This is a genomic window from Methylobacterium sp. CM6257 (genome assembly GCF_054611515.1).
In genome coordinates this window covers 23,098-43,670 of record NZ_CM137735.1, presented here as the reverse complement: position 1 = coordinate 43,670, position 20,573 = coordinate 23,098, and the positions used below count along the sequence as shown (strand labels likewise).

At 70.7% G+C, this 20,573-nt stretch carries 16 protein-coding genes and 1 pseudogene; 9 read left to right on the top strand and 8 right to left on the bottom strand.

Annotation, left to right across the window (positions count from 1 at the left end; all coding sequences use genetic code 11):
- Positions 1 to 251: 251 nt before the first annotated feature.
- Positions 252 to 1,570: pseudogene (locus ACYCO6_RS00210) on the bottom strand (IS1182 family transposase).
- Positions 1,571 to 2,120: 550 nt separating this feature from the next.
- On the opposite strand from ACYCO6_RS00210, the gene ACYCO6_RS00205 reads away from it, so the two are divergent.
- The 5 genes from ACYCO6_RS00205 to ACYCO6_RS00185 all read left to right on the top strand — a co-directional run bounded on the left by ACYCO6_RS00205 (position 2,121) and on the right by ACYCO6_RS00185 (position 7,647).
- A complete protein-coding gene (locus ACYCO6_RS00205; protein ID WP_459768355.1) occupies positions 2,121 to 3,011 on the top strand; it encodes a hypothetical protein in 891 nt (296 codons plus the stop codon).
- 111 nt (positions 3,012 to 3,122) lie between these two features.
- Positions 3,123 to 3,587 carry a hypothetical protein gene (locus tag ACYCO6_RS00200; RefSeq protein ID WP_459768354.1) on the top strand — a complete coding sequence of 155 codons (465 nt, stop codon included), beginning with the start codon at positions 3,123 to 3,125 and terminating at the stop codon, positions 3,585 to 3,587.
- Positions 3,588 to 3,599: 12 nt separating this feature from the next.
- The gene (locus ACYCO6_RS00195) at positions 3,600 to 5,318 is read left to right on the top strand and encodes an AAA family ATPase (protein WP_459768353.1); all 1,719 of its coding nucleotides are present in this window, start codon (positions 3,600 to 3,602) and stop codon (positions 5,316 to 5,318) included.
- Between the two features lie 88 nt (positions 5,319 to 5,406).
- The gene (locus ACYCO6_RS00190; RefSeq protein ID WP_459768352.1) at positions 5,407 to 5,760 is read left to right on the top strand and encodes a DUF6634 family protein; all 354 of its coding nucleotides are present in this window, start codon (positions 5,407 to 5,409) and stop codon (positions 5,758 to 5,760) included.
- A gap of 348 nt (positions 5,761 to 6,108) precedes the next feature.
- On the top strand, positions 6,109 to 7,647 hold the full coding sequence (locus ACYCO6_RS00185) for a Do family serine endopeptidase (protein WP_459768351.1): 1,539 nt from the start codon (positions 6,109 to 6,111) through the stop codon (positions 7,645 to 7,647).
- A 305-nt stretch (positions 7,648 to 7,952) separates the two neighbouring features.
- On the opposite strand, the gene ACYCO6_RS00180 is transcribed toward ACYCO6_RS00185, so the two are convergent.
- The 7 genes from ACYCO6_RS00180 to dxs form a co-directional block, all read right to left on the bottom strand.
- The gene (locus tag ACYCO6_RS00180) at positions 7,953 to 8,651 is read right to left on the bottom strand and encodes a phosphorylase (RefSeq protein WP_459773379.1); all 699 of its coding nucleotides are present in this window, start codon (positions 8,649 to 8,651) and stop codon (positions 7,953 to 7,955) included.
- Positions 8,652 to 8,870: 219 nt separating this feature from the next.
- Positions 8,871 to 10,868, bottom strand: a complete 1,998-nt coding sequence (shc, locus tag ACYCO6_RS00175; protein WP_459768350.1) for a squalene--hopene cyclase — start codon at positions 10,866 to 10,868, stop codon at positions 8,871 to 8,873.
- Between the two features lie 42 nt (positions 10,869 to 10,910).
- Positions 10,911 to 12,212, bottom strand: a complete 1,302-nt coding sequence (gene hpnE / locus ACYCO6_RS00170) for a hydroxysqualene dehydroxylase HpnE (RefSeq protein WP_459768349.1) — start codon at positions 12,210 to 12,212, stop codon at positions 10,911 to 10,913.
- Positions 12,212 to 13,063, bottom strand: coding sequence for a presqualene diphosphate synthase HpnD (gene hpnD, locus ACYCO6_RS00165; RefSeq protein ID WP_459768348.1), 852 nt, complete (start codon positions 13,061 to 13,063; stop codon positions 12,212 to 12,214). The genes hpnE and hpnD overlap by 1 nt, the downstream gene beginning before the upstream one ends.
- Positions 13,060 to 13,956, bottom strand: coding sequence for a squalene synthase HpnC (hpnC, locus tag ACYCO6_RS00160; RefSeq protein WP_459768347.1), 897 nt, complete (start codon positions 13,954 to 13,956; stop codon positions 13,060 to 13,062). Before hpnC ends, hpnD begins: the two co-directional genes overlap by 4 nt.
- Entirely contained in the window at positions 13,953 to 14,981 is a 1,029-nt protein-coding gene (gene hpnA, locus ACYCO6_RS00155) for a hopanoid-associated sugar epimerase (protein ID WP_459768346.1), read from the bottom strand. Before hpnA ends, hpnC begins: the two co-directional genes overlap by 4 nt.
- Before the next feature lie 108 nt (positions 14,982 to 15,089).
- Entirely contained in the window at positions 15,090 to 17,069 is a 1,980-nt protein-coding gene (gene dxs, locus ACYCO6_RS00150; RefSeq protein WP_459768345.1) for a 1-deoxy-D-xylulose-5-phosphate synthase, read from the bottom strand.
- Between the two features lie 201 nt (positions 17,070 to 17,270).
- Here dxs and ACYCO6_RS00145 point away from each other — a divergent pair, with 201 nt between their 5' ends.
- From ACYCO6_RS00145 to ettA, 4 genes are all read left to right on the top strand, one after another.
- Positions 17,271 to 17,525, top strand: coding sequence for a hypothetical protein (locus tag ACYCO6_RS00145; RefSeq protein WP_459768344.1), 255 nt, complete (start codon positions 17,271 to 17,273; stop codon positions 17,523 to 17,525).
- The gene (locus ACYCO6_RS00140) at positions 17,516 to 18,421 is read left to right on the top strand and encodes a DNA/RNA non-specific endonuclease (protein ID WP_459768343.1); all 906 of its coding nucleotides are present in this window, start codon (positions 17,516 to 17,518) and stop codon (positions 18,419 to 18,421) included. Before ACYCO6_RS00145 ends, ACYCO6_RS00140 begins: the two co-directional genes overlap by 10 nt.
- Before the next feature lie 8 nt (positions 18,422 to 18,429).
- A complete protein-coding gene (locus ACYCO6_RS00135) occupies positions 18,430 to 18,735 on the top strand; it encodes a hypothetical protein (protein ID WP_459768342.1) in 306 nt (101 codons plus the stop codon).
- A 183-nt stretch (positions 18,736 to 18,918) separates the two neighbouring features.
- Complete coding sequence (gene ettA / locus ACYCO6_RS00130) at positions 18,919 to 20,571, top strand: energy-dependent translational throttle protein EttA (protein WP_459768341.1); 1,653 nt, start codon at positions 18,919 to 18,921, stop codon at positions 20,569 to 20,571.
- Positions 20,572 to 20,573: the final 2 nt, after the last annotated feature.

Genomic DNA, 20,573 nt, shown 5'->3' with positions numbered 1-20,573 from the left:
TCATCATTGCTACATAAGCCAATCTAACAGTCCATTTAAACTGCCAGTGCAGGTCTTGGCTACGATCTGTACTCGCCAAGTGAACCATCGACGCCTACGCCGACAGCCTGTTCCTGCTGTATCTCGGCGCGGTGATCGGCGGCATCGGGGCCGGCTCGGTCTAGGAGCGCGTCCGAGTAACGGGGTTTGGAGCTGGGGTGGAACGGCGAGACTTGAGCGGACGATGTGGCCCGGCGGGCTCAACGTCCGTCCTATGCCAGCTTCAGGAGTTTGTGGGCCGTGCAGATCATCGCCCACTCGCCTCGGACCTGATCGAGCCCTCTCATCAGGAACTGTCGGAAGCCTCGGGCCTGCTTGATCTGCCCGAACACCGGCTCGACCACCTGCTTCCTGAGACGATGGCGGCTGCGGCGCCCAGCCCGTTTTAGGCGGGCTGCCATCGCGCTCATCAACGGCATCTTGATCAGCCTCCGGCGGCCGGTCGCGTCCGCCTCGCCGTGACGCGCCCGGCCCGGAGCAAGGTAGCCCGTGATGCCCCGCTCTCTTAGCGCGACGAGGTTCGCCTCGTTGGCAAAGCCGGCATCCCCTGAGACCTCCCGCGGCTTGCGCCCGAGATGAGCGCGGACCCCGTCCACAAGCGGCACCAGCGCGGTAGTCGGCCGCGTTGGTCACGAGGTGATGGGCGACGATGATCTGACGCGCCGCGCCGACTGCGATCTGGCCGTTGTAGCCCTGCACGAAGCCATCACGCGTGGGCAGGATCCGGCTGTCCGGGTCGGTGAAGTTGCGCTGTGCCCGGTCGGGCGGACTGCCATTTTCCCCGCGCAGTGGCCGTCCCTGCCAACGCATGCCCGACGAGGCACCCGGCCCGCTCTCGTCCTCCGGATCGGGCGGGTCAGCCGCCCCCGCTTCCAGCGCGGCCTTGGCGGCGCGGATCGTTTCCAGCCGTCGCTGCTTGTCGGCCATCCAGTCCGGCGTCTCGTCGCCGCGCCGGTCCACGCCGTGAGCTCGATCTTCGGAAGCGTCGGCCTCGCGCGCCCGGTCCAGCCAAGTGTCCACCTCAGCGGCCAGGGCCGGCTCGGCCGTCTTCATCCGGCCGTAGCTCATCGCCTTGTGGCGCGAGGCCTTGGCCTTGCTTGGTCCCGTCCACCGCCACGTGGGCGAACTCGACCAGACCGGCCGCCCGACACAGGCGCAGCACCTGCACGAACAGGTCCGACAGGGCCACGAGGTGGCGCTTGCGGAACTCGGCGATGGTGCGGAAGTCGGGCCGGTTCAGGCCGGTGACGGCCATGACGTCGACCCGCTCTTCGCAGGCACGGGCGAGCTGGCGCGAGGAGTACGGGCCGCAGCTAGAGCCGTAGAGCAGCGGGGCCACCATCATGCCCGGATGGTAGGGCGGGTAGCCGCGCTCCTCCGTGTAGGAGTCGAGGATGGCCGAGAGGTCGAGCGCCTCCCGCACCGTGTCGCGTACGAAGTGCGCCATGTGCCCGGGTGGCACGAACTCGTGCAGCGAGGGCGGCAGTAGCCAGCCCTGATCGACGTTCCAGGAGTGAAACACCTTGGCCATGAGCCGAGTGAATCACCCCGCAGCCTCGCCGTCGAGACACTTACTCGGACGCGCTCCTAGCTTTGGACGAGCCAGGCTTGCGTTAACGCTTCCGGCAGAAACGGCGCACACCCGCGAGGATTGCCGTCCTCACCTCTTCCCAAAGGCCTCTGCCCGGACCAGGTTCGTAGGTGGCAGACCGCCGCATGGACCGTGCCGCCTTTACCAGGGGCGGCCGACCCCGGTGTTACCAGCACCAGCGCCGGCCTGACCACGATCCGTATCGTAAGAGGATACCGACCATGGCTGAGACCTTCCCTACCGGCGTTCAATCGCCGGCGAAACCGCCCCGCCGCACGAAACGCGGGCAGCCCCCCTCCCCGTCCCGGCAAGCCGCCTGATCGCCTGAGCCGCGCTGGCGCGCACACCCGCCGCGCCCGCACGTCTCTCGTCATCCTGCAACCCTGACGCCCGAACGTCGCCGCAGGCCGGAGGCCGCGGCACGAACCTGCCGGTCTCCCGCCCACTCGGCGGGGGCCGCGGGCCGGCGTCGCTTGGACGGACACCATCCATGACCATCGTCGTTCCCCACCCCGCCGCCCAGCGCGGCGGCCGACACCGGCTGTCCGAGCGCGGTCCGTCGGGCTCCCTGCCCCAGGCCCGCGTCACGGTCCCGCTCGGCAGCGCCGCCGCCCTCGGCTGCGGCGGACCCCAGCCCACCCTCCCGCAGGTCTGCGCGCCCGACTTGCTCGCGGCGGCCGAGGCCGCGCTCGAGGGCGCCTTCCGGGCGACCTTCGTGCCCGATCCCCTGCTCGGACCCGGCCTGTCGCAACTCGGCTCGGTGCTGGCCTCCCTGGTCAAGCGGCACGGGGCCCTGATCGAGGCGGCCATCACCGACGCCCTCGAGCGCAACGGCCGCTACATCGTGCTGCGCAACGTCGCGATGCCGATCACCGTCCCCGCCCAGGAGCTCGTGCGCGCCAGCACCGTCGCGCAGCTCGGCCAGACCTCGATCGCGCTCGCCGGAGCCGTGGCGCAGACCGTGTTCCTCGACCTCGTCGTCGTCGACCGGCAGGAGAGCCGCGCCGTCATCGCCGAGGTCAAACGTGGCTCCGGCAAGAACGAGGCCCGCAAGGTCCATCAGATCGAGTGGGTCCTGCGCTGCGCCCAGGTCCAGGCACGCGCGTTCCTGGCCAGCCTCGGCTACGAGGTCGCCGCCGCCCGCGCGGTCCTGATCGACGTCTACGGACGGGCCGGCTACGGCGATGACCTGACGGTCAGCGGTCCGGCCATCGACCGCCTGTTCGCGGTGCCGGTCACGGCCGCGGTCGAGGCCGTGACCGCGGTGCTCCAGACCCGCCTGCGCGCGGCCGTCCCGGACCTCCTGACAGTGGCCCTGGCAAGCCTGGGCAGCGCCGAGGACGCCGCGCGCCCGCCCCGGTCCGGGTCGCGCACGCCCTGACCCTCCGCTGATCGCGTCGGGCCGCGACCGCGACCCGACGCGCCGTGCAACCCCTCCCGATCCCTTCGTGCCGCGCGCCTGCGCGCCGGTGCGCTCTCCAGGCCTGTCCGCATGAACCCCGCTCTCGATCCCGATGCCGGTCGCCCTCTCACGTCGGCCGAGCCCTCGCTCGGCACGCCGCCCCTGTCCTGGTGGCGGCTCCTCCCGCCCGGGGCGTTCGACCTGAGCACGCGGCGCCGCCTGCGCGCCGCCCTCCTCGCCGCACCGCCCCTGCCCGCGCCCGACTGGGCCGCCGCCTGCCGCGGTGATCCGACCGCGGCGGCCGGGATCGCGGTCGCGGCCCTCGCCGAAGCCGTCGCCCTGCCCCGGCGCCTCGACCCGGCGATGTCGGCGGTCTGCCTGTGCGCCGCACGGGGGGACGCGGCCTGCATCGACCTGCTCGTGCACGTGCTCGGACGTCGGGCCCGGCGCCGGGCCGACCTCGAGGCCCTGTGCCTCGCCCAGGCTTGGCGCTCCGTCCAGGCTCGGCGCTCCGCCGCGCGCCGCGGTCCCGACCGCACCGACGCCGCGCGCTGAGGGGAGACGACGATGGCTTTCTCCTCGACCCCGCCGGCTCTGCACATCGATCCCGAGGCAGCGCGGCGCCTGCTCCTGCCGATGCTGCCGCGCCGCCTGCGCGCCTGCCTGGACCAGAGCTTGTGCGTTGCCGCCGCCTGCAGCGAGCTCGCCGCCGAGATCACCACCCTCGTCCCGGACGCCGCGGCGCTGGTCTCGGCCTGGATCGCGGCCTGCACTTCGGCGGACGGCGATCTGTGGCACGACCGGCGCTGGATCGCCCAACGCTCCGCCCTGACCCGGTTCCTCGACGCGCGAGCGGTCGAGGGGGACCGGCCGGCCGCCCGGGCGCTGGCCGACGTCGTGACGCTGCTCTCCTGCGGTGGCGACGACCGTGAGGCGGCCGCGCGCCTCGCGCAGCCGCTCTGGCAGGAATGCGCGATGATCCCCGGCCTCACGCCGCAGCTGACCCTCTTGGCCGAGGCGCAGACGCACCTCGCCCTCGGCCGGGTCCCTGAGCCGGAGGCCGATGCGGACGCGATCGGGGCGACCGATCTCGCCACGGCGCTGCTGGGGGCTTGGCGCGACGCGTTGGCGGATGCCCTGTCGGTGCTCGCCGGGGAGGCGAGCACCGCCGCCGCGGCGGCCGCCGTGCTGGCCGCCGGCGTCCATGACGCGTTCGCCGGTGACGTGGCGCTGGTCCACGCGCTGGTGCCGGCCGGGGAGCGCCTGACGCGGCCGGTCGCGGACGGTGCCGCGACGCGGGAGCGGCGCAGGCGCAAGGCCGTCGAGGCCCTGCTCGCCCAGAGCGAGGCGCGCCGGCGCGAGAAGGCGGGGAGCGTCGCGGCGGGGGCGCCGGACGTGGACGCCCCACCCGAGGAGGTGCCGGAGGGCCACGTCCTCGTCGTCCCGGCGGTCCAGGAGACCGGGAGCGACCGCGGCAAGAGCGTGATCCGCGGCTACGAGCACATCGTCGGCAAGCCGCTGCCGCTCGTGCCGGTGCCGGATCTCGCGGCGGTGCGTGCCCGGCTGCTCTTCGAGTTCCCGTACGCACACGTCACCGTCGACCGCCTGCTCGCCGATCTGGTCGGACGGGTGCACGCGACGCTGCGCCCGACGCTCCTGGTCGGCCCGCCCGGTGCCGGCAAGAGCCGCTTGGCGGCCCGACTGGCCCATCATCTCGGGCTCGGGCTGTGGCGGGTGGATGCGACGAGGGACGCGGGCGCGTCGCTGGGCGGGCTCGATCGGCGCTGGGCGAGCTCCGAGCCGGCGCACGCGGTCATGGCCGTGGCGCGGGACGGCCGCGCCAACCCGCTGATGCTGGTCGATGAACTGGAGAAGGCCGCGACGCGCGCCGACCACGGCCGGCTCTGGGATGCCCTGTTGCCGATGCTCGAGCCGGAGACGGCGCGGCACTACCAGGACCCGGCCTTCCAGGCGGAGGTCGACCTCAGCCACGTGTCGTGGCTGGCCACGGCCAACAGCGTGGGGAGCCTGCCCGGACCGCTGCTCGACCGGCTGCGCGTGCTGGAGATGCCGGCGCCCGGCGCGGCGGATCTCGAGGCGCTGCTCGGGCCGGTCCTGGCGGGAATCGCGGCCGCTCGCGGGGTGGATGCGGCCTTCCTGCCGCCGCTCGACGGCGACGCGGTCGCGCTGGTCCGCCGGGGGTGGCGGGGCGGCTCGATCCGGCGGCTGACCCGGCTGGTCGAGGCTTTGGTGACGGCGCGCGAGGCGCTCGCTGTGCGCCAGTAGCCGACGAGGCTTGTATGGCTCCGGACCGGCCCAGGTCGTTCATCGCAGGCCAGGGCCGGCCCAGTGGTTCAGACGAGAGGGATCCACGGTGACAGACATCGATGGCGGTGGGAGCGGGCCGAAGGTCGAGAGGGGCCACGGGCATGCCCGGCGCGAAGAGGCGGTTAGAGCCGAGCTCGACAGCATCGGGAGAGGTTTGGCGCCAGACGATCGAACGCTCGCGCGTGCCCCTTACCTCGCGGATTGGTCCTGGACGCCACATCCGATCTACGGTGTGCCCGTCCTGTGGGGGCGCGTGCATGGCCACGCGCGCCTGGGCGACGGGCTGATCTACACGGGACGGGTCTGGGCGATGGCGGTCGATCGGGGCTGGGCGCTGACGACGTCGCGATACTACCGCCTCGGATCAGCGGATCGCGACTACGGTGCGGACGAGGCATGATCCATATTTGCGCGCACAGCATTCTGATCGGCCGATATATTGGATCGGGGAACGGGACCCTGCCACGAAATCGCCACGGAGGGGCAACCGCTCCTTGCCCCACCGTCAGACACTCTAGGCCCACGACGCTTCTTTAGAGACCTGCACACGCCGCGCAGGTGCCGCAGCCCTCTCAAGGGCTTCGCTGCCTGGGTCGGGTGCAATCGAGCCGATCTGCGGCTCGCCGGTCAACCTGTCCAAACCGTAATTTGACCGCCACGCCCGGGTCAGGGGCCGGCCTCTAAACCGATCGCATCGACCGCCGCGTCAGCCGGCGGCGTCCCGATCAGTCCCGAGAGGTTGAGATCCATGACCGAGACCCGTCCCCAAGGCCTGAGCTCCCGCCGCACGTCGCGCCGCGCCCTCGCCTCGGTGGCCGCCGCTGCACTCATCGCCGGCGGCGCCCTCGGCAGCGGCTACCTGCCATCCGCCACGCCGGCCTACGCGCAAGCGCTGCCCAAGTCCCCGATCGAGGCTCCCGAGCACCCGCCGGGCTCCTTCGCGGGCATCGTCAACAAGGTGAAGCCGGGCGTCGTCTCCGTGAAGGTGAAGCTCGATGGATCGGCGAGCAGCGACGACGATGAGGGTCCGAGCCAGGGCCGCAATCTCCAGAACGTGCCGCCGCAGCTGCGCGAGTTCTTCCGCCGCTTCGGCGAGAACGGCCCCAGCGGCATGCAGCCCCAGCACCAGGGTCCGCGCGGCGCGGTGGGCTCCGGCTTCATCATCTCGGCCGACGGCTACGTGGTGACCAACAACCACGTGGTGGACCACGCCAAGACCGTTCAAGTGACGCTGGATGACGGGCGCACGCTCGACGCGAAGGTCATCGGCAAGGATCCCAAGACCGACGTGGCGCTCCTGAAGATCAATGAGGGCTCGAACTTCCCGTACGTGCAGTTCGGCAAGGCCGCGCCGCAGGTGGGCGACTGGGTGGTGGCGATCGGCAACCCGTTCGGCCTCGGCGGCACCGTGACCGCCGGCATCGTCTCGGCCCGCGGCCGCGACATCGGCGCCGGCCCCTACGACGACTTCCTGCAGATCGACGCGCCGATCAACAAGGGCAACTCGGGCGGCCCGACCTTCAACGTCAACGGCGAGGTGGTCGGCATGAACACCGCCATCGCGTCCCCGTCGGGCGGCAGCGTCGGCCTCGCCTTCGCGATCCCGGCGGAGACCGTTCAGGCGGTGGTCGACCAGCTCCGCACCGACGGCAAGGTCGCCCGCGGTTATCTGGGCGTGCAGATCCAGCCGGTGACGCAGGACATCGCCGAGGGTCTCGGCCTCGACAAAGCCAAGGGCGCTCTGGTCGATCACGCGGAGAACGGCACCCCGGCGGCCAAGGCCGGCCTGAAGGCAGGCGACGTGATCCAGAAGGTGAACGGCGACACGGTCGACAGCGCCCGCGAGCTCTCGCGTCGGATCGCCAGCATGAAGCCCGGGGCCAAGGTCGAGCTGAGCTACCTGCGCGGCGGCAAGTCCGACACTGCCACGGTGACGCTGGGCACCATGCCCAGCGACGGCACCAAGATGGCCAGCCGCGACGAGGATTCGGGCAACGGCCAGCCGCGGCTCGGCCTCCAGCTCGCTCCGGCCGGTGATGTCGGCCTGTCCGATCAGGGCGTCGCGGTGGTTCAGGTCGATCCCGATGGCCCGGCGGCCGCCAAGGGCATCGAGACGGGCGACGTGATCCTCGACGTCGGCGGCCAGAGCGTGTCGCGTCCCGCGGATGTGGCGGCGCAGATCCGGGCGGCCGAATCGAACGGGCGCAAGGCCGTGCTGATGCGGGTGAAGAGCAGCAAGGGCCAGACCCGCTTCGTGGCGGTCTCGCTCAGCAAGAACGCCGGCTGAGGCCGGCTTCTCCCGGCGCGGGTTCTCCCTCCCGCGCCGTCTCGTGGTGATGACCTCCGACTGGCGCCGGCCGAGCAGGCCGGCGCCAATTTCGGGTCCCAGGGTCGGGTCCCAAGCAGGAGTACAGGATCTTCTTGATCCACGGCTGTTGATCCAACCCGCACCCTCATCCTGAGGTGCGGCGAAGCCGCCTCGAAGGAGGCCTTTATGGATCGCAGCAAGATTTCGAGGCCTCCGAGGCCCGATGGCGCGGGCGCCTCAGGACGAAGTCGCACATCGCAGGGGCCGCCCAGGGTCAGCCGGTCTCAGGCTCCCGGCACCGGAATGCCGAGCCCCGGCCCGAGCCGGGTGCGGCACCGGCCGAGCGCCGCGAAGGCCGCGTTTGAGTCCTTGGCGAGACGCATCAGGTCGCCCAAACGCGCCCGTCCGCGCGCGAAGGCGAAGAACACTGCGGCGATGTCGGGCTCGCCCTCGGGGGTAAGCGCCTCTGCGGCGAAGGCCGGCAGCGCCTGGCCGGCGGGGTCGCAGATCACCCGAACGGCCGCGAAGGGCAGACCGTGGCGCCCCGCGAAGGAAGCGGCCACGTGCGATTCCATGTCGACCGCAGCCGCCCCCGTCGCGGCCCGCAGGTCCGCCTTGCCCTCGACCCCGAGCACGGCCGCATCGACTCCCGCCAGATCTGCCGGGATCACCCGGGGGCCGACGCCCGAAAGGGCATTGAGCAGGGCGGCCGAGAGATCGAGGTCGGCGGCGCGTCGGCCCTCTTCGCTGACCACACCGGTGCCGACCACCACATCCCCGGGCTTCAAGGACGGGTCGAGGCCGCCCGCGATGCCGAAGCTCACCACCGCCCGGCAGCCGGGCGGCACGCGCGCCTCGAGCAGCTGGCGCAGCCGGTGGGGATTGCCGCCCGCTCCGACCGCCTCGATGCCCTCACCGGCGGCCATGCGGCGCTCGCGGGCAAGGCCGGTGACGGCGAGGACGGGGGCGGCGGGATCGATCATGGCGCGCTGGTGGACCAGTCCGGCCAAGTCCGCAAGGAGGCGCGGGCGCCGCGCGCCGACCTGATCCCGAACGGCCCGGGACGTTCCCGGCTCCGCGGGATCGTTGTCTGAAGAGGCCACGTGTCGGATACCGGGGTTCGCGGGTCGGTCACCGGGACGGTTGGACGCGCTGCGATCCGGTGGAGAGAGGGGCCGGCCCGTTGAGCCGACCCCGTCGCATCACATGCCGAACTGGACGCGCCGGCTGTTGCCGCGCTTCAGGTTGCGGAAGCGCGCCATTGCCCAGAGCGGGAAGAACTTCGGGTAGCCATGGTACCGCAGGTAGAACACCCGCGGGAAGCCCGTGGCGGTGTAGCGCTCCTCTTTCCAGAACCCGTCCGCGCCCTGCGTGCGGGTCAGGAAGTTGATGCCCCGGGTCACGGCCGGATCGTCGACCGCGCCGGCCGCCATCAGGGCGAGCAGCGCCCAGGCGGTCTGGGAGGCCGTGGACGAACCGGGCTCGAAGGCCGGATCGATCTTGTACGAAGAGGCGTCCTCGCCCCAGCCGCCATCCGGATTCTGGATGCGGATCAGCCAGGAGACGGCCCGCTGGATACGCGGATCGGCCGGATCGACCCCGGCTGCGTTGAGGGCGCAGAGCACCGACCACGTGCCGTAGATGAAGTTCATGCCCCAGCGGCCGTACCAGGAGCCGTCCTCCTCCTGGTCGTTCAGGAGGTAGTTCACGCCGCGGTCGAGGGCACGGGAGGTCTCACGGGTCTCGCCGAGCTGAGCCAGCATGCCGACCACGCGGGCGGTCACATCCGCGGTCGGCGGATCGAGCAGCGCGCCGTGATCCGAGAACGGGATGTGGTTGAGGTACATGTGGTTGTTGTCGGCGTCGAACGCCGCCCAGCCGCCATCCTCGGACTGCAGGCCCTCGACCCATTCCCGGGCACGGGCGATGGAGGCCTTGTAGTCCGGCATGCCAGCGACCAGCCCGTGCTGGCGCATGGCCCGGTCCATGGCCATCACCACGACGGCGGTGTCGTCGAGGTCGGGATAGTGGGCATTGGCGTACTGGAAGGCCCAGCCACCGGGACGGACCTTCGGCTTGCGCGCCGCCCAGTCGCCGACGATGTCGAGCACCTGGCGGGGCTTCAGCCAGTCGAGGCCGGCGCGGGCCTGGGCCTCGGCCTCGGGGCCGCCGGCTTCCAGCAGGGCGTGGCTCGCGAGCGCCGTGTCCCAGACCGGTGAGACGCAGGGCTGGACATAGGCCTCGCCGGTCTTCTCGACGACGAGCTTCTCGATCGCGTCGCAGGCGACGCGGACCTGCGGGTGATCGGGGCGGTAGCCCATCACCTCGTACATCAGCACCGAGTTGACCATGGCGGGGAAGATCGCCCCGAGGCCATCCTCGCCGTTCAGGCGCTCGCTGACCCAGGCACGGGCCTTCTCCATGGCGCGCTGGCGGCTCTTGCGCGGCATGCGATCCTCCACGAGCTGGAGGATCCGGTCGATGAAGCCGAAGATCGGCGTCCAGGGCCAAGTGGCGTGCGGGGAGCCGGGCCAGGAGCGCACGCTCTCGGGCGGCGTCACGAACAGTTCCTGCACGCTGATGCCGCGCGGGTTGCGCGCCCGGGGTTTGGTCGCCTGGAGCACGAACAGCGGCACCACGGTGGTGCGGGCCCAGTAGCTGATCTTGTCGAGGTGGAACGGGAACCACTTCGGCAGGAACATCACCTCGACGGGCATCACCGGCACGGCGCGCCACGGCACCTCGCCGTAAAGGGCCAGCAGGAAGCGGGTGAACACGTTGGCGTTGGCGGCGCCGCCGCGCGCCAAGATCGCCTCCCGCGCCCGGCGCATGTGCGGCGCCTCGATGTCGTCGCCGATCATCTTGAGGGCGAAATATGCCTTGACCGTGCAACTCATGTCGAACGGCCCCTCGTGGACGAGGGCCCAGCCGCCGTGCGGACCTTGGGTGCGGCGCAGGTAATTGCCGATCTTGGCCTCAAGGCCGTCGCGGACCTGCGTGCCGCGGAAATGGTGGAACAGGACATACTCGGACGGAATCGTGGCATCCGCCTCGAGCTCGAAGCAGATATGCCCGTCGTCATGTGCCAGGGCGGTCAGCGCGCGCGTCGCCTGCGCCACACCGCGCTCGACATCGTCGAGCGAGATCCCCTGCGTCTTCGAGCGCTGCAGCGCCTCGACTTTGCTTACGGCCTCTCTCATAGTCCTCGCCTCGAACGGCCGCCTCGCGGCGGGCGCCATGCCTCAAGCTGCGCCGCGCGCCCGGGTTCCGGCACGCACGACAGATCCCGCGCGCAGGGCACGCGCGGCAGTCTTGCCCGAGCGAATCGCTCCCTCAATCGTCGACGGCAGGCCGGTAGCGGTCCAATCGCCTGCCAGGACGAGATTGTCGTAGGCGGTTTCGGCCCCCGGGCGCCGCGCGGCTTCCACCGGCGTCGCCGCAAAGGTCGCACGCTTCTCCTTTACGATCTGCCAGCCAGGCAGTTCGGGTGCAAGGTTGTCCAGCTGTGCAATCTCGGACCAGATCTGCCGCGCGAGGTCTTCCCGGGGCACATCGAGCAGCCTGTCGGCACCGCTGATCGTGACCGAATAGCGGTCTGGATAGGCAAAAAGCCACTCTGTGAGGCCGTTGACGACGCCGAGCACGAGCGGGCTGCCGGGCTTCGGCGCGCGCGCGAAATGCGCGTTCACGATGGAGCGGAATTCCACCGGAGCGAGGAGACCGGGCAACACTTCTCGGGCGACCCAGGGCGGTAGCGCGAGCACGACGCCGTCATCGGGGCCGAGGGTCTCGGCGCCGTCCGAGAACAGGAGTTGCTTCACCCGGCCGTTCGCGAGATCGAGGCTGCGCAGGCGCCGCCCGAGGCGGATGTCGCAGCCGCGCGCCGTGAGGTAGCGCAGAGCCGGGTCGACGAAGGCGTAGGACAGCCCCTCCACCGCAACCAACGGACGGCAGGCCTTGCCGCCGGCCCCGAGGGTCTCCCGCAGGATCCGGGCGGCGAGCCCGACATCGCTGTCGCGGGGCTCGGTGTTGAGCGCGGCGAGCAGCACCGGATGCCACAGGCGACGGTAGAGGTCGCCCTCGCAGGCCATGTGGGCGCCGATCGTACCGCCCGCCCCCTCCGGCTTGCCGGAGGCCGCGCGCAGGATGCCGAGCGGAGCGAGGTAGTCGCGCGCCCGGGTTCCGGGGACGCGGCGCGCCGGGCTCATCACCCACCAGGGCAGCCGCCCGGCGTTCGGACGCAGGCGCCAGCGCTCGCCGGACTTCAGGTCGGCGAAGTCGAACACCGCTTCGGCCGGCCCGACGAGCGCATCGGCCGGCGCGCCGATCGTCTTGAGGAAGCTCAGGGCATCGGCATTGCCGGACAGCAGCAGGTGGTTGCCGTTGTCGATGGTCAGGCCCAGCGCCGGGTCGTAGTAGGAGCGGCAGCGCCCGCCCGCCTGCTTGGCGGCCTCGTGCAGCACCACCCGGGCGCCCGACTCGGCGAGCGCGACAGCGGCGGAGAGGCCGGCGAGACCGGCCCCGACGACGTGGACGGCTCCCATCAGAACAGCCCGTGCCGGAGGACGACGCCGAGCAGCGCGAGCTTGCCGGGTTTGACCCGGGCCCGGGGCATGGCCCAGCCGCGTTCGAGCACCGCCTTGAGGTAGAGGTGATAGGCCGCCGCCATCAGCCGGGCGGCTTTGGTCGCCTTGCGGGGGCTGCGCCGGATGATCTCCCAGGTCGCCTGATAGTGCTCCTCCGCCTCGCGGGCGAGCGACATGCAGACCTCGCCGATGCGGGGATGGGCGATCACCGCGGCGGGCGTCGGATCCGTGAGCCCGATCGCGTAGAGTTTCTCGCGGGGCAGGTAGAGGCGGCCGCGCTCGGCATCCTCGTCGATGTCCCGGAGGATGTTGGTGAGCTGCAGCGCCCGGCCCTGGTGCCAGGCGAGCCGGATGCCGTCGGCCTCCGGCATGCCGAAGATCCGCACCGACAGGCGGCCCACCGCGCTGGCGACCCGGTCGCAGTAGAGGTCGAGGGTCTCGGCATCCGGTGCGACGATGTCTTCGACCGCGTCCATCGCCATGCCGTCGATGACCGCCTGGAAATCCTCGCGCTTCAGGCCGAAGCGGCGCACGGGCTCGACGAGGTCGCGCACGCGCGGGGCCGGCCGGCCGGCGTAAAGGGCGTCGATATCGGCGCGCCAACGGTCGAGCTCGGCCTGCCGGACGGCCCGGGTGCCGCCGTCATCGGCGACGTCGTCCACCGCCCGGCAGAACGCGTAGACCGCATACATCGCCTCGCGCCGCTCCTTCGGCAGCAGACGCATGGCCGTGTAGAAGGAGGAGCCGGCGGCCGGCAGTGCCGGGGCCGCGCCCTGCTCGGCGGGCGCGGGTGACGCGGTGGCGCTCACGAACGGATCCCTTGAGCGGCGGCCCGTACGGTCCGACCCCGGAAGGGCCGGCGGGCCAGGGTGGCGGCGACCCCGCCCAGCGCCGTCAGGGCGAAGGCGGCCTTGCCGTGATGGACTTTCTCGGAGAGCGGGTCGCGCTCCAGCAGGCCCCGGCTCAGCACCACGGCGAGCCGGTGGATCGCGGCGATCTCCAGGGACAGGCGCAGGTCGTCGATCAGGTCCGGCAGGACGGCGCCCTGGTCGAGGAGGTCGAGGCACTTCTGCGCCAGCTCTCGGATCACGGCGCGGAGCTGCGGCGGCGCTTTCGCCTCGCCGAGCATCGCCACATTGGCGCCGTGCCGGTCGAGGGCGTCCTGCGGCAGGTAGACCCGGTCGAGTGCCGAGAAGTCCTTGCCGCAATCCTGGAGATGGTTGATCACCTGGAGCGCGGCGCAGATCGCGTCGGACGGCTCCCAGACCCGGGCGGGATCCTCGCCGTGCACGTCGAGGACGAAGCGTCCCACCGGCATGGCCGAGTAACGGCAATAGTGGATCAACTCGTCCCAGTTCGCGTAGCGGCTCTTGCGGGCATCCATCCGAAAGGCGTCGAGCAGCTCCAGGGCGTGGCGCGGCGGCAGTCCCCGGGCGGCGAGTTCCCGCTTGAGCGGCTCGGCCTCCGGATCGGACGGGCCGGCACCGGTGAGCGAATCGGCCAGCCGGTCGAGCAGCTCGATCTTGCGCTCGGGCGACAGCGCGGTGTGGTCGGCCACGTCGTCGCCGGCGCGGACGAAATTGTAGAAGGCCAGGATCGCGCCGCGGTGGCGCGGGTGGATCAGGTGCGAGGCGACGGGGAAGTTCTCGTCCCGGTGGCCCTTGCCGGAACGCGTCGCCGTCGCCGAATCGAGGGTGCTCATGTGAGATACCCCGTCTCGCGGAACCACGCGATCGCGTCGGACAGGCCCTCGCGATAGGGCCGGGCCGTGTAGCCGAGCTCCGCACGGGCCTTCCTGTCCGAGAAGAACATCCGGTAGCGGGACATGCGGATGCCGTCGATCGTCGCGAAGGGCTGCTTGCCGGTGACCCGGGCGGCGAGCTGGGCGAAGAACGCCACAGGATAGACCGCGGCGCGCGGCAGGTTCACGGTGGGCGGCTTGCGCCCGACCATGCCGGAGATGTCGGCGAGCATCTGCGACAGGAACACGTCCTCGCCGCCGAGGATGTAACGCTCACCGATCCGGCCCTTGCGCAGGGCGAGCAGGTGGCCGTGGGCCACGTCGTCCACGTGCGCGAGATTGAGGCCGGTGTCGACGAAGGCCGGCATCTTGCCGAGCGCCGCCTCCTGGATGATCCGGCCGGTCGGCGTCGGCTTGACGTCGCGGGGGCCGATCGGCGTGGAGGGATTGACGATGACCGCTTGGAGCCCGTCCCGGGCGACCATCTCCTCGACCACGCGCTCGGCCACGACCTTGCTGCGCTTGTAGGCGCCGATGGCGGTCTCGGGCGTCAGCGGCATGGTCTCGTCGGAAGGCGTCACACCGTCGGCCGGCGGTTTGATCGTCGCGACACTCGACGTGTAGACGACCCGCTCGACGCCGGCGTCCAGGGCGGCACGCATGATCAGGCGCGTACCGTCGCGGTTGGTGCGGACGATCTCCTCCATATCCGGCGCCCAGAGCCGGTAATCGGCCGCGGCGTGGATCAGATAGCGCTGGCCGCGCATCGCCGCCGCCACGGCGGCCGGGTCGCGCATGTCGCCTTCGGCGATCTCGACATCGGTCCAGGTCAGGTTCCGGCGGGGGCTGGAGGCGCGCACGAGGATGCGCACCGGGAAGCCGGCCCGGCGGAACACGTCGACCAGGGCGGAGCCGAGGAAGCCGCTCGCGCCGGTGATCAGCACGGGACCGACCTCGGAGGGGCCGGAGGATGTGGCCTCTGCCATCACGGATCTGGAGGATTACCGAAAACCAGCGCGGCCGGGGCTCCCCAGCCGCGCCGCGCTTGTGTCATCGAACCGCCCGGGCGGCAAGCCGCGGGCCGTAAGCCCGCATCAGGCCAGGCGCAGGCGCGACCGGCCTTCCTTGCGCTCCGGCAGGGCATCGAGGGCTGATTTGACGATGGCTTTGGCGTCGAGCCCGGCCTCGGCGTACATCTTCTCCGGGCTGTCCTGGTCCTGGTAGGCGTCCGGCAGCGTCAGCGTCCGCACCCGCACCCGGCCCGCATCCAGCGCGCCCGTCTCGGCGAGAAGATGCAGCACCATCGCGCCGAACCCGCCCCGCGAGCCCTCCTCCACGGTGATCAGAACCTCGTGCTCGCGGGCAAGCTCCAGCACCAGCGCCTCGTCCAGCGGCTTGGCAAAGCGCGCGTCCGCCACCGTCACCGCCACGCCCTGCTCGGAGAGCGCATCCGCCGCCTTCAAGGCCTCCGCCAGGCGCGTGCCCAGGCTCAGGAGCGCCACCCGCGCCTCCGCGTCGCGGCGCACCACCCGGCCCTTGCCGATCGCGAGAACCTCGCCCCGCTCCGGCAGCTCCACGCCCACACCCTCGCCGCGCGGGTAGCGCAGCGCGATCGGGCCCGCATCATGCGCGTGGGCGGTCGCCACCATGTGCACCAGCTCGGCCTCGTCGGAGGCCGCCATCACGGTCATGTTCGGCAGGCAGCACAGGTAGGCCAGATCGAACGCGCCCGCGTGCGTCGCCCCGTCGGCGCCGACCAGACCCGCCCGGTCCAGGCAGAACCGCACCGGCAGGTTCTGCAGCGCCACATCGTGCACCACCTGGTCGTAGGCCCGCTGCAGGAAGGTCGAGTAGATCGCCACGAACGGCCGGTAGCCTTCCGTGGCCAGCCCGCCCGCGAACGTCACCGCGTGCTGCTCGGCGATGCCGACGTCGAAGGTCTTGTCCGGATGCGCCTTGCCGAACAGGTCGATGCCGGTGCCCCCCGGCATGGCGGCGGTGATCGCCACCACCTTGTCGTCGGCATCCGCCGCCTTGATCAGGCTCTCGCCGAACACCCGCGTGTAGGCCGGCGCGTTCGGCTTGGCCTTGGCCTGGACCCCTGAGACCACGTCGAACTTGACCACGCCGTGGTAGCGGTCGGCACTCGCCTCGGCGGGCGCGTAGCCCTTGCCCTTCTGGGTGACGACGTGCAGCAGGATCGGGCCGTGCTCGGCGTCGCGCACGTTCTTGAGCACCGGCAGCAGGTGGTCGAGATTGTGCCCGTCCACCGGACCGACGTAGTGGAAGCCCATCTCCTCGAACATGGTGCCGCCGCCGACCACCAGCGAGCGGGCGTATTCCTCGGCCGCGGCGGCGCGCTGGTAGAGGGCCTTGGGCAGGAGCTTGCCGAGCTGCTTGGCGGTCTCGCGCAGGGACTGGTAGGTGCCCCCCGAGGCGAGCCGGGCCAGATAGGCCGACATGGCGCCCACGGGGGGCGCGATCGACATGTCGTTGTCGTTGAGGATGACGATCAGGCGCGAGTGCAGGGCGCCGGCATTGTTCATGGCTTCATACGCCATGCCGGCCGACATCGAGCCGTCGCCGATCACCGCGATGGCGTTGCGGCGCTTGGATGTGCGGCCCTTCGCCTTGGCGGCGGCGGTGTCGAGGTCGCGCGCGACCGCCATGCCGAGCGCGGCCGAGATCGAGGTGGAGGAGTGGGCGGCGCCGAAGGGATCGTAGACGCTCTCGGCCCGCTTGGTGAAGCCCGACAGGCCGCCGCCCTGGCGCAGGGTGCGGATGCGGTCGCGCCGCTCGGTGAGGATCTTGTGCGGGTAGCACTGGTGGCCGACGTCCCAGACGATGCGGTCGTCGGGGGTGTCGAACACGTGGTGCAGCGCCACCGTCAGCTCGACCACGCCCAGACCCGAGCCGAGATGGCCGCCGGTGACCGACACCGCGTCGATCATCTCGGCGCGCACCGCGTCCGCCACAGCCTGAAGCTCGGATTCCGGAAGCGCACGCAGCGCCGCAGGAGTCGGGACACGGTCCAGCAACGCCGATTGCTCAGGTGATATTGCCAATGATCGCATCCGCTCGTTCGAGTGTGGCGACGGGCCCGTCGCGAGCCCCCGGCCACCGCGACGCCAGCACCCGGGAGCACGCGTTCATGCTAGAACCCGCCCGTCCGTCGCTGTCATGATAATGCCAGTTACGGACGATCGGCGGCGCGATCAATGTCGGGCCGGCGTTTTTTTCAGTTACGTGCCCTTACCGCCACAAGAGGTTCGCCTTTGAGTTCGGCTCGTCTGTGCACAATCCTGCTCACGTTCGCGATTACCGCAAGCGGCCAAGCTTACGCCGAGCCGCGGCCGCCGGACGGCAACCTCGACTTCCTCTGCAACTTCCTGGGCGATTGCCCGGCGCGGCTCGCCCCCGGCGGTCCCGACCGCGACGCGCGGCCCTTCACCGGCAGCCTGGGGCGTCCCTGTGCGTGGCGGGACCGTCCGACGCCGGAGGGCGTGCGGCGGGTACGCGTATGCTGGTGAGGCTGCACCGGGGTCTCCTGGCCGCGGCGCTGGCTCTCGTCGCGCTCGGATCGGCGCCGGCCCGAGCCGAGGAGGCCTGCCCGGCCCTGTTCGCCAACGGACAGGTGCCCGTCCTCACCAATCCGAAGCTCGCGGTGCGGACGGTGCCGCTGTGCTTCGAGGCGTTCTCGGTCCTCCATTCCGGGGTGACGCGGACCCCCCTCTATTCCGCCGAACACCTGACCCGGGCCAGCGTCGCCGAGGCCCGCAAGGTCGCGCGCGACGATGCCTTCCACGAGGAGACGCGGCTGCCGGAGGACCAGCGCGCTTCGCTGGAGGATTACGTCCGCAGCGGCTTCGACCGCGGCCACCTGGCTCCGGCGGGCGATATGCCGACGGTGAGCGCCCAGGCCGAATCCTTCAGCCTCGCCAACATCGTGCCCCAGAACCGGGTCCTGAATCGTGGCCTCTGGGCCGATATCGAGGAGAGCACCCGGCGGTTCGCGAGCCGGCGCGGTTCGCTCTTCGTGGTCACCGGGGTGATCTTCTCCGGAGACGCGGTGCAGCAGATCAAGGGCGGCGTTCTGGTGCCGACGCAGCTGTTCAAGGCGCTCTACGATCCCGCAAGCGGCGAGGCCGGTGCCTACCTCACCCGCAACGACGACACACGGGATTGGCGCGCGGTCTCCATCGACGACCTGACTCGCGAAGCGGGGATCGACGTGTTTCCCGGCCTGCCGGCCGCCGCACGGGCATCGGCCATGAGCCTGCCGGACCCCCATGCCTCCGCGCGCACGGACGACACCCGCCACCGCCGGGAGCAGACCTGGCAGGAAGCCTGGCAGGACTGGCTCAGCCGCGAGTTGACCCGGGCGGTGCGCAAGCTTGTCCGCGACGTTCTCCGCTCGATCTTCTGAGAGGAACCATGACCGAGGACACGCATCGAAGCCGGACGGACGCAGCGCGGAAGGGTCCGGATCCCTTCGAACCCTTTGCCGACGACGCCTCCGTCCGCACGATCGGTGCCCTCTGCTTTGAGAACGGCACCGACCGAATCACCCTCCATGGATCCCTCGACCTCACCCGCGACAAGACCGGCCTCGCGCAGGCGCAGCTGCTCAGGCGGACGCTCGATGCCATCGTGAAGGCGATGCAGGCCGGCGACCTGCCCGACACGGTTGCCGAACCGCCGGACGAGGCGCCGAAATCCGTTCCCAACCCCTTCGCCTGAGCCGTCCGGCCGCAGCGAAACACCCCGCCAATCTTGCCGCTGACCGGCGGGCCTGATACTCGGTCGGCGTCATTCCTATATCTCGGGAACACGCGTACAGGACGGGTCCAGTGGCCCCGCGCCTGACCCGTGCCGCTGGCACGCACCGCGCATTCCTGAACAACGCGTCGAGGACGACCCGCGATGGCTCGCGAATTCATCTACCACATGCGGGGCCTGACGAAGGCCTATACCGGCGGCAAGAAGGTTCTGGATAACGTCAACCTGTCCTTCTACCCTGATGCCAAGATCGGCGTGCTCGGCATCAACGGCGCCGGCAAGTCGACGCTGCTCAAGATCATGGCGGGCATCGACAAGGATTTCACCGGCGACGGCTGGGTGGCCCAGGGCGCGCGCGTCGGCTACCTGCCGCAGGAGCCCCAGCTCGATCCGAACAAGTCCGTCCGCGAGAACGTGATGGAGGGCGTGGCCGAGAAGCAGGCCATGCTCGACCGCTACAACGAGCTCGCCATGAACTACTCGGAGGAGACGGCCGACGAGATGACCGAGCTCCAGGACCGGATCGAGTCGCTCGGTCTGTGGGAACTCGACTCGAAGGTCGACCAGGCCATGGAGGCGCTGGGCTGCCCCAGCGACGAGCAGCCGGTCGCCACCCTGTCGGGCGGCGAGCGCCGCCGCATCGCGCTCTGTCGTCTGCTCCTGTGGGAGCCAGAGCTGCTCCTCCTCGACGAGCCGACCAACCACCTCGACGCCGAGACGGTGAACTGGCTCGAAGGCCACCTGCGCCAGTACCCGGGCGCCATCCTGATCGTGACCCACGACCGCTACTTCCTCGACAACGTCACGAGCTGGATCCTGGAGCTCGATCGCGGCAAGGGCATCCCGTACGAGGGCAACTACTCGTCGTGGCTCGTGCAGAAGCAGAAGCGCCTGGAGCAGGAGGGCCGCGAGGACATGGCCCGCCAGCGCTCCATCGCCCGCGAGCAGGAGTGGATCGCGGCCTCACCGAAGGCCCGCCAGACCAAGTCGAAGGCCCGTATCACCCGCTACGAGGAACTGGTCGCCAAGCAGGCGCAGAAGGTCGACGCCACCGCGCAGATCGTCATCCCGATCACTGAGCGGCTCGGCCAGAACGTCATCGAGTTCAACCACCTGTCGAAGGCCTTCGGCGACAAGCTCCTGATCGAGGACCTGTCGTTCAAGCTGCCGCCGGGCGGCATCGTCGGCGTGATCGGCCCGAACGGCGCCGGCAAGACCACCCTGTTCAAGATGATCACCGGCCAGGAGAAGCCCGACGCCGGCGAGATCAAGATCGGCGAGAGCGTGCACCTCGGCTATGTCGACCAGAGCCGCGACGCCCTCGATCCGAACGCCACCGTCTGGCAGGAAATCTCTGGCGGCAACGACATCCTCTACTTCAACAAGCGCGAGATCAATTCGCGCGCCTATTGCGCGGCCTTCGCGTTCAAGGGTCCGGACCAGCAGAAGAAGGTCGGCGTGCTCTCGGGCGGCGAGCGCAACCGCGTCCATCTCGCGGCCACGCTCCGGAAGGGCGGCAACGTCCTGCTCCTCGACGAGCCGACCAACGATCTCGACATGGAGACCTTGCGGGCGCTCGAGGAGGGCCTGGAAGATTATGCCGGCTGCGCGGTCATCATCAGCCACGACCGCTGGTTCCTGAACCGCATCGCCACCCACATCCTCGCCTTCGAGGGCGACAGCCATGTGGAGTGGTTCGAGGGCAACTTCTCCGACTACGAGGCCGACAAGATGCGCCGGCTCGGGGCGGATTCGATCATGCCGAAGAAGATCAAGTACAAGAAGTTCTCGCGCTGAGC